The organism is Nesterenkonia sp. K-15-9-6, from assembly GCF_052656005.1.
In genome coordinates this window covers 20,869-33,466 of the sequence record NZ_JBQYEY010000010.1, presented here as the reverse complement: position 1 = coordinate 33,466, position 12,598 = coordinate 20,869, and the positions used below count along the sequence as shown (strand labels likewise).

At 70.4% G+C, this 12,598-nt stretch carries 13 protein-coding genes; 10 read left to right on the top strand and 3 right to left on the bottom strand.

Annotated elements, in window-relative coordinates:
* Positions 1-58 precede the first annotated feature (58 nt).
* Positions 59-574 (bottom strand): DUF3515 domain-containing protein, encoded by a 516-nt coding sequence (locus SD455_RS07995; RefSeq protein WP_344685402.1) that lies wholly within the window; start codon positions 572-574, stop codon positions 59-61.
* Positions 575-909: 335 nt separating this feature from the next.
* On the opposite strand from SD455_RS07995, the gene SD455_RS07990 reads away from it, so the two are divergent.
* The 4 genes from SD455_RS07990 (at position 910) to rsmD (ending at position 5,886) form a co-directional block, all read left to right on the top strand.
* Entirely contained in the window at positions 910-1,950 is a 1,041-nt protein-coding gene (locus tag SD455_RS07990) for an LCP family protein (RefSeq protein ID WP_445507773.1), read from the top strand.
* Positions 1,951-2,015: 65 nt separating this feature from the next.
* Entirely contained in the window at positions 2,016-3,029 is a 1,014-nt protein-coding gene (locus tag SD455_RS07985) for a DAK2 domain-containing protein (RefSeq protein WP_445507772.1), read from the top strand.
* Positions 3,026-5,272, top strand: a complete 2,247-nt coding sequence (locus tag SD455_RS07980; RefSeq protein ID WP_445507771.1) for an ATP-dependent DNA helicase RecG — start codon at positions 3,026-3,028, stop codon at positions 5,270-5,272. Before SD455_RS07985 ends, SD455_RS07980 begins: the two co-directional genes overlap by 4 nt.
* A gap of 62 nt (positions 5,273-5,334) precedes the next feature.
* The gene (gene rsmD / locus SD455_RS07975) at positions 5,335-5,886 is read left to right on the top strand and encodes a 16S rRNA (guanine(966)-N(2))-methyltransferase RsmD (protein WP_311023995.1); all 552 of its coding nucleotides are present in this window, start codon (positions 5,335-5,337) and stop codon (positions 5,884-5,886) included.
* 63 nt (positions 5,887-5,949) lie between these two features.
* On the opposite strand, the gene SD455_RS07970 is transcribed toward rsmD, so the two are convergent.
* Positions 5,950-6,774, bottom strand: a complete 825-nt coding sequence (locus tag SD455_RS07970; protein ID WP_445507770.1) for a spermidine synthase — start codon at positions 6,772-6,774, stop codon at positions 5,950-5,952.
* A 5-nt stretch (positions 6,775-6,779) separates the two neighbouring features.
* The gene (locus SD455_RS07965) at positions 6,780-8,105 is read right to left on the bottom strand and encodes an aminotransferase class I/II-fold pyridoxal phosphate-dependent enzyme (protein WP_445507769.1); all 1,326 of its coding nucleotides are present in this window, start codon (positions 8,103-8,105) and stop codon (positions 6,780-6,782) included.
* Positions 8,106-8,227: 122 nt separating this feature from the next.
* Here SD455_RS07965 and coaD point away from each other — a divergent pair, with 122 nt between their 5' ends.
* From coaD to mutM, 6 genes are all read left to right on the top strand, one after another.
* On the top strand, positions 8,228-8,710 hold the full coding sequence (gene coaD, locus SD455_RS07960) for a pantetheine-phosphate adenylyltransferase (protein WP_445507768.1): 483 nt from the start codon (positions 8,228-8,230) through the stop codon (positions 8,708-8,710).
* A gap of 81 nt (positions 8,711-8,791) precedes the next feature.
* The gene (galU, locus tag SD455_RS07955) at positions 8,792-9,700 is read left to right on the top strand and encodes a UTP--glucose-1-phosphate uridylyltransferase GalU (protein ID WP_085437403.1); all 909 of its coding nucleotides are present in this window, start codon (positions 8,792-8,794) and stop codon (positions 9,698-9,700) included.
* 156 nt (positions 9,701-9,856) lie between these two features.
* The gene (locus SD455_RS07950) at positions 9,857-10,420 is read left to right on the top strand and encodes a YceD family protein (RefSeq protein ID WP_311023998.1); all 564 of its coding nucleotides are present in this window, start codon (positions 9,857-9,859) and stop codon (positions 10,418-10,420) included.
* A 73-nt stretch (positions 10,421-10,493) separates the two neighbouring features.
* Positions 10,494-10,697, top strand: coding sequence for a 50S ribosomal protein L32 (gene rpmF / locus SD455_RS07945; RefSeq protein ID WP_070161041.1), 204 nt, complete (start codon positions 10,494-10,496; stop codon positions 10,695-10,697).
* Positions 10,698-10,765: 68 nt separating this feature from the next.
* Complete coding sequence (gene rnc / locus SD455_RS07940) at positions 10,766-11,449, top strand: ribonuclease III (RefSeq protein WP_070161054.1); 684 nt, start codon at positions 10,766-10,768, stop codon at positions 11,447-11,449.
* A 19-nt stretch (positions 11,450-11,468) separates the two neighbouring features.
* The gene (gene mutM, locus SD455_RS07935) at positions 11,469-12,527 is read left to right on the top strand and encodes a bifunctional DNA-formamidopyrimidine glycosylase/DNA-(apurinic or apyrimidinic site) lyase (protein WP_445507767.1); all 1,059 of its coding nucleotides are present in this window, start codon (positions 11,469-11,471) and stop codon (positions 12,525-12,527) included.
* Positions 12,528-12,598 lie beyond the last annotated feature (71 nt).

The window sequence follows — 12,598 nt, the reverse complement described above, 5'->3', positions numbered from 1 at the left end:
CCGGCCTGGGCTGCCCCGGCCGGGACGGCGGAGAGGCCGCCGCGCCCGAGCGTCAGGGTCAGTGATGGGACTCCGCATGGTCGGAGTCGGCCGAGTCCTCGGTCACCGCGTCCGAATCCTCGGTGCCCTCGATCTCCTGCTCGGTGGACGTGCACCCGCGCGTCTGCTCCACCCGCTCCACGGCCCCGGCCAGGGCCAGCATGACGGTGGAGGACGGGATCTCGTCGACGTCGAGAAGGACCTCCACCGCGGGCTCCCGGCCGTAGCTGACCAGTCGCCAGTCCGACCCTTCCTCCTCGACGGCGAGCCAGTCGACGCCGTCGGCGGTCACGCAGTGCTCCGGACTCGGTCCGGGCGGCTCGACGCCGCATCTCGCCACCACGCGGCTCGGGTCGCCCCAGACCGAGGTCCCCTGGGAGTTGGTCTCCCGCTGGTGGTGCCCGTCGATGGTCTCCGGCAGCGCGAGCATGACCTCCGCACAGACCGGGTCGGAGGCGTAGGGGGCGGGCTCCACGGTGGCGGCGCCTCCGGGGGCGCACGAGCTCAGCACCAGCGCGGCAGGGGCGAGCAGCATCACCGTCTTCCGTCGCCCGGCGGGCGACGCTGACCAAGGACGCATCCAGCTCCGAGCCGGGGCGGACGGTCCGGTGTACGAACCGGTTCCCGGCCGAGCACGCAGTGAGGCACGGGATGATGCGCGGAACGTTGCTGGGGACGAGGCGGAGCTCATGGAGGACACGCTAGCGGAGGACTGCGGACTGAGGATGCAGCGCCGCTGTCATGGCCTGTCACAGTTCTGGCATATCCTGGAACGACGTCGACCCATCCGTTGCACGTCGACCGCCGGACGCCGTGTGGGGGCATAGCCCGCCGTCCGGGGGCATGGGCGCGCTCAGCTGAGGAGAACACATGGCAGAAGAGACCGTCGAAGAGTCGCGCCGGCGCAGGAAGCGGCGCAGCCGGCTCACCATCGGCATCGTGCTGGGGTCCCTGGTGGTGCTGGTGGCGGGTGCCCTGGTCGCTTCGCTGCTGTACCTGAACTCGCTCTCTCGCAGCTACGAGGAGAACGTCCAGACGTTCGGGGACGAGGAGACCTTCCCCGATGAGGCGGACCGTCCGGAGAAGGACGAGGACGACGAGTCCATCAACATCCTGCTCATCGGCTCCGACGACCATGGAGGCTCCGGCGAGTCGGAGGACCTGCCCCGTGTGCCGCAGGGCGGACGCTCGGACACGATGATGCTGGTGCACATCCCGGCGGACCGGGACAGCGTGCAGGTCATGTCGATCCCGCGTGATCTGTGGGTGGAGGTGCCGGGCCACGGCTGGCACAAGGTCAACGCTCCGCTGGCGCTCGGTGGGATCTCGCTGACCGTCCAGACCCTGGAGGGCCTCTTCGACGCGCGGATCGATCACATCGCGTCGGTGGACATGCTCGGCTTCATCGGCCTGGTGGACGCCCTCGGCGGCGTCGACGTCAACTCCAGCTACCCGGAGTCCTTCACCACCGGTGAGGGCTACACCTTCGAGCCCGGGGTCCAGCACATGGACTCTGAGCAGGCGCTGTCCTTCGTCCGCCACCGCGCGACGTTCCCTGACGGCGATCTCCAGCGCGTGCGCAACCAGCAGGCCTTCATCCGCGCCGTGATCCAGGAGTCGGTCTCCCCGTCGAACCTCACCAATCCGGGGCAGGTGCAGGACATGGTGGAGACTTTCGCACCCCACCTGGTGGTGGATGAGACCCTCGACTCCTCGACGGTGGCCTCCCTGGGCTGGCAGGTGCGCGGCGCGGTCAGCGACATCCAGCTGTTCACCCTCCCCACCGGGGACTCGGGCCGATCGGCGGACGGCCAGTGGATCTGGAACCAGGACACCCAGGCGATCTCGGAGATCTCCGAGGCGCTCAGCGACGGCACGCTGCAGGAGTACGTGGACGACAACGACCTCTGAGGGCACCGCCGCGAGGCGGAGTCCGACAACCGGGGTGGTGGGGTCGGCAGGACCGGAGGAGGGCCATGAGAGGAAAGGTCAGAGGTCGGCAGGCGGTGCTGGCATGGTTCCAGCTCGCCGAACAGACCCTGGAGTCCCGCCGCGGACAGCTGGACCGGCTCAACGTCTTCCCAGTGCCGGACTCGGACACCGGAGCGAACATGCTTGCGGCCATGCGGACGTGTCGCGCCGCGGTGGAGGCATCCCGGGAGGATGACCTGGGGGCGCTGCTGGCGACGGCAGGATCGACGGCGATGGTCGAGGCCCACGGCAATTCCGGGACCCTGCTGGCGGTCCTGCTCTCCGGCATCGCGGAGCCGCTGCACGGGCATGAGCGGCTCACCGTGCCGGGCCTGGCCGACGCCCTGGAACGAGGGAGCCTGCGGGCCTGGACCGCTCTGTCCGAACCGGTGGCAGGCACCATGCTCTCCGTGATCGATGCCGTCTCCGAGCGGGTCCGAGCCGGTCTCGCCGGTGCTGCGGAGCTGGAGAGCCGCGCCGCCCTGGAGGGGAGCCTCCGTGAGGCGATCGCGGCCGGCAGGACCGCCGTGGCCGCCACCGTCGACGAACTGGACGTGCTGCGCCGGGCGGGCGTCGTCGACGCCGGAGGCACCGGACTGCTGCTCATCCTGGACGCCCTGCGCGCGACCGTGTGCGGCGAGGAGCTCGACGACGACCTGCTCGACGGTCTTCCGGGCCTGCCCGGTGCACCCGCTGCGGGCGGCGCGCGAACTCCCGAGGGCGACCTCCACGGACGGAGCGTCGGCCCTGCCGCGCCGGCGAGGGAAGCACCGGGTCCTCCGCTGGTGGAGATCATGGCCACGGTCCGGCTCGACCCGCTGGGGGCGGCCTCTCTGCGCCACCGTCTGGACGAGCTGGGGGACTCGGTGATCATCACCCCGGTGGACGTCGAAGCGGATGCCGCCGGCGCGTACCGATGGCGCATCCACGTCCACACCGCACGGCGCGGACCGACCTCCGAGGCCATCCGATCGGCCGGCTCGGTCGAGGCCCTGACCCTCACGGAGCTCGGCGCATGACGGCTCACGGATCCGTCCAGGGCCCGGAGACCCCGCTGGATCGACTGCTGGGCGACGCCTCGGCGCGGACCCTGGAGCGGGAGCTGAGCCTGCACACCGCCGAGGACCTGCTCAACCACATCCCGCGTCGGTGGGTCGAGCACGGGCAGCTCTCCTCTCTGGCGGAGCTCCGCGAGGACGAACACGTCACGTTCGTCGCGCGGGTGGTGAGCGCCTCGAAGCGTCGCATGCAGCGGCGTCGTGGGTTCCTCGTGGAGGTCGTGGTGGAGGACGACGACGGCGTCCGGCTCCAGATGGCGTTCTTCCAGGGGCATCAGGCCTTCCGTGACCTGACCTCGGGCGCCCGGGCGATGTTCCACGGGAAGGTGGGCAGCTACGGCGGGCGCCTCACGCTGAACAATCCCGACTACTCGGTGCTCCCCGAGGACGGGGACGTCGGACCGGGAGCTGACTCCCGTGGTCCGGCGGGCGTTCCGCTGCCCGGCGAGGGGCAGTCGACGCCGGTGCCTCTGTATCCGGCCACGGCGAAGGTCTCCAGTTGGGAGATCTACCGGTGTGTTCGTCTCGTCCTGGACATGGTGGATCTCGACGCCTGGCCGGATCCGGTCCCCACGGAGGTGTCCGAGAGTGAGGGCCTGCGCGGACTGGCGACGGCGTATCTGCTGATCCATCGGCCCGCTCGTCTGGAGGACCCCGCCGAAGGGCTGAAGCGACTTCGCTTCCAGGAGGCGTTCCTGCTGCAGGCTCTGCTCGCCAGGCGCAGAGTGCTCGCCGGCTCCGGGGTCGGGCGTCCCGCCCCACGCCGGGAGGACGGCCTGCTCGGCGTGTTCGACGCCGCCCTGCCGTTCACCCTCACCGAGGGCCAGCGCCGCTGCGGGGAGCTGATCGCCGAGGACCTCTCCGGTGCGGCGCCGATGAACAGGCTCCTGCAGGGCGAGGTCGGCTCGGGAAAGACGTTGGTGGCGCTGCGAGCCATGCTGCAGGTGGTCGACGCCGGCGCCCAGGCGGCACTGGTGGCGCCCACCGAGGTGCTGGCGGCCCAGCACGAAAGGTCCTTGCGGGGCATGCTCGGAGCTTTGGCGGGCACGGATCTGCTCTCGGCCTGGGACGCCCCTGACGACGCGCCGGCGGTCACCGTGACCCTGCTGACGGGGTCGATGAGCACGGCGGAGCGGAAACAGGCGCTGTTGGACATCGCCTCCGGCAGGGCCGGCATCGTGGTGGGGACCCATGCTCTGCTGGGGGAGAAGGTGCAGTTCGCGCACCTCGGCCTCGTCGTCGTCGACGAGCAGCACCGGTTCGGCGTGGAGCAGCGGGACGCCCTGCGGCACCGGTACCCGGTGACCCCCCATATGCTCGTGATGTCGGCGACCCCCATTCCCCGCTCGGTGGCGATGACGGTCTTCGGCGATCTGGAGCTGACGATGCTGGCCGGCCTCCCGGCCGGCCGCCAGCCGATCCGCACCCATGTGGCGCGGATGACCCAGGGGCCTCGGATCATCGGCAGAGTCTGGGAGCGGATCGCCGAGGAGGTGGCCGCCGGACATCAGGCCTACGTGGTCTGTCCCAAGATCTCCGAGTCGGACCAGCGTGAGGACCCGGCCACCGGTGTGCAGATCGAACAGGACGCCTCCGTCGAGCTGCTGGCGGACCGGCTGGCGGAGCATCCGCTGATCGGCCGGCTGCGACTGGCGAGCCTGCATGGCCGGATGGACTCCTCCGAGAAGGAGGAGGTGATGACGGCCTTCGAACGCGGCGAGATCGACGTGCTGCTCTCCACCACGGTCATCGAGGTCGGGGTCGACGTCCCCAACGCCACGGTGATGGCGGTGCTCGACGCCGACGCCTTCGGCATCTCCACCCTCCACCAGCTGCGGGGCCGGATCGGACGAGGCTCCGCCCAGGGGCTGTGCCTGCTGGTCACCCGGCTGCCGGACGGCCACCCGTCTCTGGAGCGTCTGGAGGAGGTGGCCGCGCACAGCGACGGCATGCAGCTGGCCCGGCTGGATCTGCAGCGCCGTCGGGAGGGCGATGTGCTCGGGGCCTCGCAGGCGGGACGGAGCTCCACGCTGAAGCTGCTGCGCATCGTGCGCGACGAGGGGATCATCAGCTCGGCCGCCGACCATGTCCAGGCGCTCACCGCGAACGACCCTGGATGGGAGGGCCATCCGCAGCTGCGGGAGGCGATCGACTCCTGGATCGCGCGCAGCGACGGCGCCGACGCCTATATCGAACGCGGCTGAGGCGCCGGAGACGACGCCGGAGACGACAGGGAACCGGAGACCCACCGAGAAGGAGGACCGCCGTGGCGCGGATCATCGCGGGCACGCATAAGGGACGTCGTCTGGCGGCCGTTCCGGGGGAGGGGACGCGTCCCACCAGCGACCGGGTCAAGGAATCGCTGTTCTCCCGGCTGGAGGGCTATGACGCGATCGGCGACGCCGTCGTGGTGGACCTGTTCGCCGGCTCCGGGGCACTGGGACTGGAGGCGCTGAGTCGTGGTGCCCGTCGCGCGGAGCTGGTGGATCGGGCCGAGCCGGCGCTGCGGACCCTGCGACGCAACGCGGCCCTGTTCGACGCCGGGGCGGTCACCGTCCAGAAGTCCGAGGCGCTGCGCCATCTTCGCCGCCGGGAGGGCGAACCGATCGAGCTGCTGTTCCTGGATCCGCCCTATGCCTTCACCGAGCAGCAGCTCGCCGAGGTGCTCGCCGCCGCGGTGCCGCAGCTGCATCCGGCGGCCACCGTGGTGGTGGAGCGGGAGTCCCGCAGTCCGGAGCCGCAGTGGCCCGCTGGACTGGAACGGTTCCAAGATCGTGCGTACGGCACCACGCGGCTCTGGTTCGCGGAGCCGGCCTGAGCGTGCGCCTCTCCGCCAGATGATCTCAGCGGCGGCTTCGCCCGTCAGGGGCTTCGGCGTCGGTCAGAGGCCGAGCCATTGCCGCAGTTCGTCTCCGGTGAGGACGTCCCCCGGATGGGGGCCGGCCGCCCATACGGCTTCGGCGGCCCGGGTGGGCACCGGCTCCCCGAGGGCGGCGACCACCAGGTTCCCCGCCGTCGCGCCGGCGAGCACGTCGGCCGGGGCGGTGACCAGCAGCCGGGAGGGGTCCGCGCCTGCGGCTGCGTGGAGGATCCGCCGGATCAGGGGCCGGGCGAAGTGCAGCCCCGGGTCGTCGCCGAGGTTCATCACCAGCACCCCGTCATCGTCCACGGTGCGAGCCACGTGGGCGCAGAACGTCGCCGAGGTGAGCTGGTCCGGAGCGTGGGCGCCGTTGAAGAGATCGACGACGACGGCGTCGTGACGCTCGCCCTCGAGCTCCCCGCCGTCGGCCAGGGCCGCCGCGGCGTCGGCGACCACGGTGCGGGGGCGGGTGCGCATGGGCAGATGCTTGAGCACGAAGTCCATCAGCTCGGGCTCGAAGTCCAGCACGGTCTGCTCAGGGGGCGGCAGCCGGCGCTGCCCGGCGCGGTGCTCCACCCATCGAGGCAGGGTCAGGGCGCCGGCGCCGAGATGCAGCACGGACCAGGGCCGCTCCGCCGACCACCCCGCCAGCGCGTCCAGGACGGCGGCGATGCGCAGCGTGTAGTCGTGGAGCAGCCACCCTGGGTCGTCGGTCTCCACATGGGACTGCTCCACGCCGTCGATGGTGAGCATGACCCCGGCCTCGGTGAGCTCGTCCTGGCGGAGCTCTGCCACGGTCCCGGAGGCGGAGAGACGGATGCGTCGGGGGAGGCGGGCGCGGTCCACAGGAATCACTCCAGGGCCGCGGGGAGGTGGGTGCGCAGGCGGCGCACCGCCTCTTCGAGGGTCGCAGGGTCCTTGCAGAAGGCGAACCGGACCAGATGTTGGAGCTCGTCGTCGAGGGAAGCGCGATGCTGGATGGTCAGCGCGGAGACGGGGATCGCGGCGACGCCGGCCCGGCGGACCAGAAGATCGCAGAACGCCGGTCCGGGAAGGTCGGTGATCTCGCGGATGTCGGCGACCACGAAGTATCCGGCCTCAGCGCGGTGCGGGCGCAGTCCCACGTCGGCGAGGCCGGCGCGCAGCAGGTCGCGGCCCGCGGCGAGCTCGGCGACGTTCGCGGCGAAGAATCCGTGATCGTCCCGCAGCCCCTGGGCGACCGCCCACTGGTAGGCGGGACCGGAGGAGAAGCTCAGGAACTGCTTGACGCCGCGCACCTGGTTCAGCAGCCGCGCGGACCCGGTGACCCAGCCGACCTTCCAGCCGGTCACGGAGAAGGACTTCCCGGCCGATCCCACCGCCACGGCGACCTCGTCGGCGCCCGGCACGGCCAGGATGGTCTGGTGCTGGTGGGCGGCGTCCTCGAAGACGAGATGCTCATAGACCTCGTCGCACATGATGCGCAGGCCGTGCCTGCGCGCGATGTCCACGATGCGCCGCAGCTCCTCCGCACTGAAGACGGTGCCGGTGGGATTGTGCGGGGTGTTCAGCAGGATCAGCGACGTCCGCTCGGTGACGGCCGCTTGGAGCGCTTCGACGTCGGGCCTGAAGTCCGGCCCCCGCAGCGGCACCCCGATGAGCTCGGCCCCGGCGAGCGCCGCGCAGGCTCCGTAGGAGTCGTAGTGGGGCTCGAACGTGAGGACTTCGGATCCGGGCTCGGCGAACGCCAGGATCGCCGCGGTGATGCCTTCCGTGGCGCCCGTGGTGATCATGACCTGGTCGACGGGGTCCAGCTCCACGCCGTAGCGGGCCCGGTGCGCATCGGCCACGGTGGCCCGAAGCACCGGCAGCCCCGTGCCGGGGGCGTACTGGTTGGTCGGTCCGACGTCGGGGTCCGTGATGGCTTCGGCCGCGGCGTCGGTGAGCCACCGGGGTCCGTCCCGGTCGGGGAAGCCCTGGCCGAGGTTCACGGCTCCGTGGTGCAGCGCCGCCGCAGTGGTGCGTTCGTAGACGGTGGGCAGGACGCGCCCGGAGGCGAAGTCATAGGTGTTCGCGCCGATGGACGCCTTGACCCACAGGGGGCGGTGGTCCAGGGGCGCCCGGGAGGCCGTCGCGCCTCCGGCCTCGGCGGCGGACTCGCCACCGGTCGCGGAGCTGGGGTCAGGGCGGGAGAGCATGCCTCCCATCGTAGACAGTTCCTGCTCGACACTTCCTGCTCGGGTCTTCCCGTTCGACATCCGGCAGACACATCGCCGTCGGCTCCCACTCGGCGGTGATCACCTGCAGTAGGGTCCTGTACATGCAGTCTGCTGTGTGCCCCGGATCATTCGACCCCCTGCACAATGGGCATGTCGAGATCATCGCCCGTGCCTCGAACCTCTTCGACGAGGTCATCGTCGCTGTGTCCCCGAACATGCACAAGGCCCCGATGTTCTCGGTGGAGGAGCGCATGGAGATGGCGCAGGAGACCTTCTCGTATGTGCGCGGCGTGACGGTCAAGCCGCTCGGGGAGGGGCTGCTGACGGAGTTCTGCCGTGCCCACGGAGCCAATGCGGTGGTCAAGGGGCTCCGCGACGCGAGGGACCTGGCCTATGAGACGCCCATGGCCACGATGAATCGCCATCTCTCCGGCCTGGAGACGGTCTACCTCCCGGCGGACGGCCGGTACACGCATCTGTCCTCGACGCTGATCAAAGAGGTGCACCGCCTCGGAGGGGACGTCTCGGAGCATGTGCCGCGCGCTGTGCAGCGGCGGCTCGCCGACCGGCGTCATGAGAGCTGACCGGGGGCGGGGCGACGTCGGCGTCGTGTTAGATTCCCGGATACCAGTGTCGTCCAGTCCAGAGAGAGGTCGAGGAGCACCATGAAGCCGATCACCAAGGCCGTCATCCCCGCGGCGGGTCTGGGGACCCGTTTCCTTCCGGCGACGAAGGCGATGCCCAAGGAGATGCTGCCGGTGGTCGATGAGCCGGCCATCCAGTACGTGGTGGCTGAAGCCTCTGCGGCGGGCCTGGACGACATCCTGATGATCACCGGGCGGAACAAGCGCTCGCTGGAGGACCATTTCGACCGGGTCCCCGCGTTGGAGGCGACGCTGGAGGCCAAGGGTGACGAGGAGAAGCTCGCCGCCGTCCGGGAGGCCACCGAGCTGGGGGACATCCATTATCTGCGACAGGGCGATCCCAAGGGCCTCGGGCATGCGGTCCTGTGTGCCCGCCAGCACGTCGGCGAGGAGCCCTTCGCCGTCCTGCTGGGCGATGACCTGATCGACTCGCGTGATGAGCTCCTGACCACGATGCTGCAGACGCAGCGTGACCTGGGAGGGTCCGTGATCGCGGTGATGGAGGTCCCGCTCGAGGACATCAGCGCCTACGGTGTGGTCGACACCGGTGGGCGGGGGACCGGGCAGGCCGAGAACGGCGACACCGTGGTGCCGGTGACGCGGCTCGTGGAGAAGCCGCCGGCCGAGGAGGCGCCGTCGAACCTGGCGATCATCGGCCGCTATGTGCTTCATCCGGCGATCTTCGACCAGCTCGAGCAGACCCCTCCGGGGCGGGGCGACGAGATCCAGCTGACCGACGCCCTGGAGGCGATGGCGCAGCGGCCCGTCGAGGAGGGCGGCGGCGTCCACGCCGTCGTGTTCCGCGGACGTCGCTATGACACCGGGGACAAGCTCAGCTACATCAAGGCCGTGGTGACCCTCGCCGTGGACCGGGAGGACCTCGGCCAGGACCTGCGGGGCTGGCTCAAGGAGTTCGTGACCCAGCTGTGAGCGTCAGGGCGGTCGCCGAGCCGCCCAGGTGCTGACGGGTCGCGACACGCCTGGAAGGGCGCCGTCCCAGGATTCGTCAGCGGCGCATCGTGTGGGATAGACTGGCACGTCGGTCCACAGGATCGAAGTGTTCGTCGTCCTCAGGGAGTGTCCACCGTGGTTGCACCGCGCGGAAGCCACCTGGTGATCGATGTGAAGGAGCTCCGGGACAGGCCCGGCACCCAGCAGCATCTCACCAGGACCGTCGGCGTGCCCGCGGAGTTCTCCACAGTGCTGGTGGGATTCCGCCAGGGCGAAGACCTCGAATTGGACCTGCGGCTGGAGTCGGTGCATGAAGGTGTGCTGATGACCGGCACCGCCTCGGCACAGGTGGCCGGCCAATGCGGACGCTGCCTCGATGAGCTGGGCTACCCGCTCACCGTGGACGTCATGCAGCTGTTCACCTTTCCGGAGCGCGCCGCTCAGGCGTCCGGAGAGGCTGAGGACGAGGACGAACGCCTCATCGGCGACGACCTCACGATCGACCTGGAGCCGGTGCTGCGGGACCTGATGGTCTCGGCGCTGCCGTTCCAGCCGGTCTGCCGCGAGGAATGCCCCGGGCTGTGCTCCCAGTGCGGTTTCCGCATGGAGGACGACCCCGAGCATTTCCACGAGCAGATCGACCCCCGCTGGGCGGCCCTGGCCGACCTGCGGAACGGGCTGGACGAGCCCGAAGACTGACCGAGACTCCATCGGGGAGGGGCGAGCGTCCCTCCTGCTGACCTGACCGACACCGAGAGAGAAGAGAGACACCGTGGCTGTTCCGAAGCGGAAGAAGTCCCGTGCCAACACCCGTCACCGTCGTTCGCAGTGGAAGGCCCAGGCGCCGACGCTGGTCAAGACGGTCGAGAACGGTCGTGTCGTCTACAGCCAGCCGCACCAGGCCAAGCTCGTGACCGACTCGGCCGGCACCCCGCTGTTCTACGAGTACAAGGGTCGCAAGGTCGCCGACGCGTGACCTCGGCGGCTCCTTCCGACGGTCCCGTCGGAGCGGACGACCATGAATCATTGGTGAAGAGTCTCGGGGTGCACATCGCCCCCGAGACTCTTCGCTGTGCCCTGACGCACCGGTCCTACGCCTACGAGAACGACGGGATCCCCACGAACGAGCGCCTCGAGTTCCTGGGCGACTCGGTGCTGGGCTATGCCGTCACCGACTATCTGTTCCGGACGTATCCGGACCTCTCCGAAGGTGACCTGGCCAAGCTGCGCTCTGCGCTGGTGAGCACCCGGGCGCTGGCGCGCATCGCCCGAGGCCACGACGTCGGCCCGCACATCAGTCTCGGAACCGGCGAGCTGCGGACCGGGGGACAGGACAAGGACTCCATCCTCGCGGACACCATGGAGGCGCTCATCGGAGCCGCCTACCTCTCGACCTCCTTCGAGACCGCGCGGCGCCTCGTGCTGCGACTGGTGGTGCCGCTGCTCTCCGACGCCCAGGCCATGAGCGCCGGCAAGGACTGGAAGACCACCATCCAGGAGATCTCCGCACAGCGTGACTTGGGCGAGGTCCGCTACGTGATCGAGGATTCCGGCCCCGACCATGACAAGACGTTCACAGCCACGCTGACCATCGGCGGCGAGTCGTATGCCTCCGGCACCGGCAAGTCCAAGAAGGAGGCCGAGCGGGAGGCCGCCCGCCTGACCGCTTCGACGCTGTCCACCGGCTCCGACGGCGACGACGTGCTGCGCGCCGTCCTGGACCGCTGACCCTTCGGACCCGAACGCCATGCCGGAGCTTCCTGAGGTCGAGGTCGTCCGACGCGGGATCGCCGACTGGGCGACCGGCCGGGTGATCACCGCCGTCGACGTCCATGACGAGCGCAGCCTCCGACGGCACGAGCCGCGGATCCCTGCAGGACCGGAGTCCGCAGTCGGAACACCGCCTCCCCTCGGAGAGGATTTCCGTACCCGGCTCGTGGGGCGGCTGCTGGAGACTCCGCAGCGGCGCGGCAAGTACCTGTGGATCCCGCTCGGGCCGTCGCCGGCCGACGAGGGTCCCTCGACGTCGCAGGACGCCGCCTCCACGGCCACCGCCCGCCCTGCCGTCCCTGTGGCGGAGGAACAGCCCTCCGCGCTGCTGGTGCATCTGGGGATGAGCGGCCAGGTCCTTGTCGAGGACCGCGACGCTCCCGTGGAGAAGCACCTGAAGATCTCGTTGGACCTCAGCCCCCGTGCCGGGGCTCCCGAGCAGCTGCGCTTCGTGGACCAGCGGATCTTCGGCGGTATGCAGGTCAGCCCTCTCGTGCCGGCCGACCACTGGTCCGGAGCCGTCCCTGCTCCGGTGGTCCACATCGCTCCGGACCCGTTCGAGGACCTGGTGTCCTCGGAGGGGCCGGCGGCGGAGGAGACCGCGGCAGAGAGGCTGTTCCGGGCACTCCGACGCCGGCGTTCCGGGCTCAAGCGCTCGCTGCTGGACCAGACGCTGATCTCCGGGATCGGCAACATCTACGCGGACGAGGCGCTCTGGAGAGCGCGGCTGCATTTCGCCCGGCGCACCGAGACCATCACCCGGGCTGAGGCTGGCCGTGTCCTGGCCGCCGCCCGCGAGGTCATGGAGGAGGCGCTGGCCGCCGGAGGGACGAGCTTCGATGCGCTCTACGTCAACGTCAACGGTGCCTCGGGCTACTTCGACCGGTCCCTGGCGGCCTACGGTCAGGAGGGCCGGCCCTGTCCCCGATGCGCTGGAACGCCCCGCGCGGGCGTGATCCGGCGCACAGCCTTCATGGGGCGATCCTCCTACTGGTGCCCCACATGCCAGCCCAGACCTCGGCGCGGACGCTGGTGACTCTCCAGCGGTCCGCTAGCATGGCTGGGATGGTCGCGGGGCGGCAGGTCGTTCCGCGGCTCTGCGGCGTG

What these genes read in the sequence shown, in the direction of transcription:
- SD455_RS07980 (WP_445507771.1), top strand. Translation starts at nt 3,026, where the DNA reads ATGACGGCTCACGGATCCGTCCAGGGCCCGGAGACCCCGCTGGATCGA.
- SD455_RS07965 (WP_445507769.1), bottom strand. Translation starts at nt 8,105, where the DNA reads ATGCTCTCCCGCCCTGACCCCAGCTCCGCGACCGGTGGCGAGTCCGCC.
- SD455_RS07990 (WP_445507773.1), top strand. Translation starts at nt 910, where the DNA reads ATGGCAGAAGAGACCGTCGAAGAGTCGCGCCGGCGCAGGAAGCGGCGC.
- SD455_RS07995 (WP_344685402.1), bottom strand. Translation starts at nt 574, where the DNA reads ATGCTGCTCGCCCCTGCCGCGCTGGTGCTGAGCTCGTGCGCCCCCGGA.
- mutM (WP_445507767.1), top strand. Translation starts at nt 11,469, where the DNA reads ATGCCGGAGCTTCCTGAGGTCGAGGTCGTCCGACGCGGGATCGCCGAC.
- galU (WP_085437403.1), top strand. Translation starts at nt 8,792, where the DNA reads ATGAAGCCGATCACCAAGGCCGTCATCCCCGCGGCGGGTCTGGGGACC.
- coaD (WP_445507768.1), top strand. Translation starts at nt 8,228, where the DNA reads ATGCAGTCTGCTGTGTGCCCCGGATCATTCGACCCCCTGCACAATGGG.
- SD455_RS07985 (WP_445507772.1), top strand. Translation starts at nt 2,016, where the DNA reads ATGAGAGGAAAGGTCAGAGGTCGGCAGGCGGTGCTGGCATGGTTCCAG.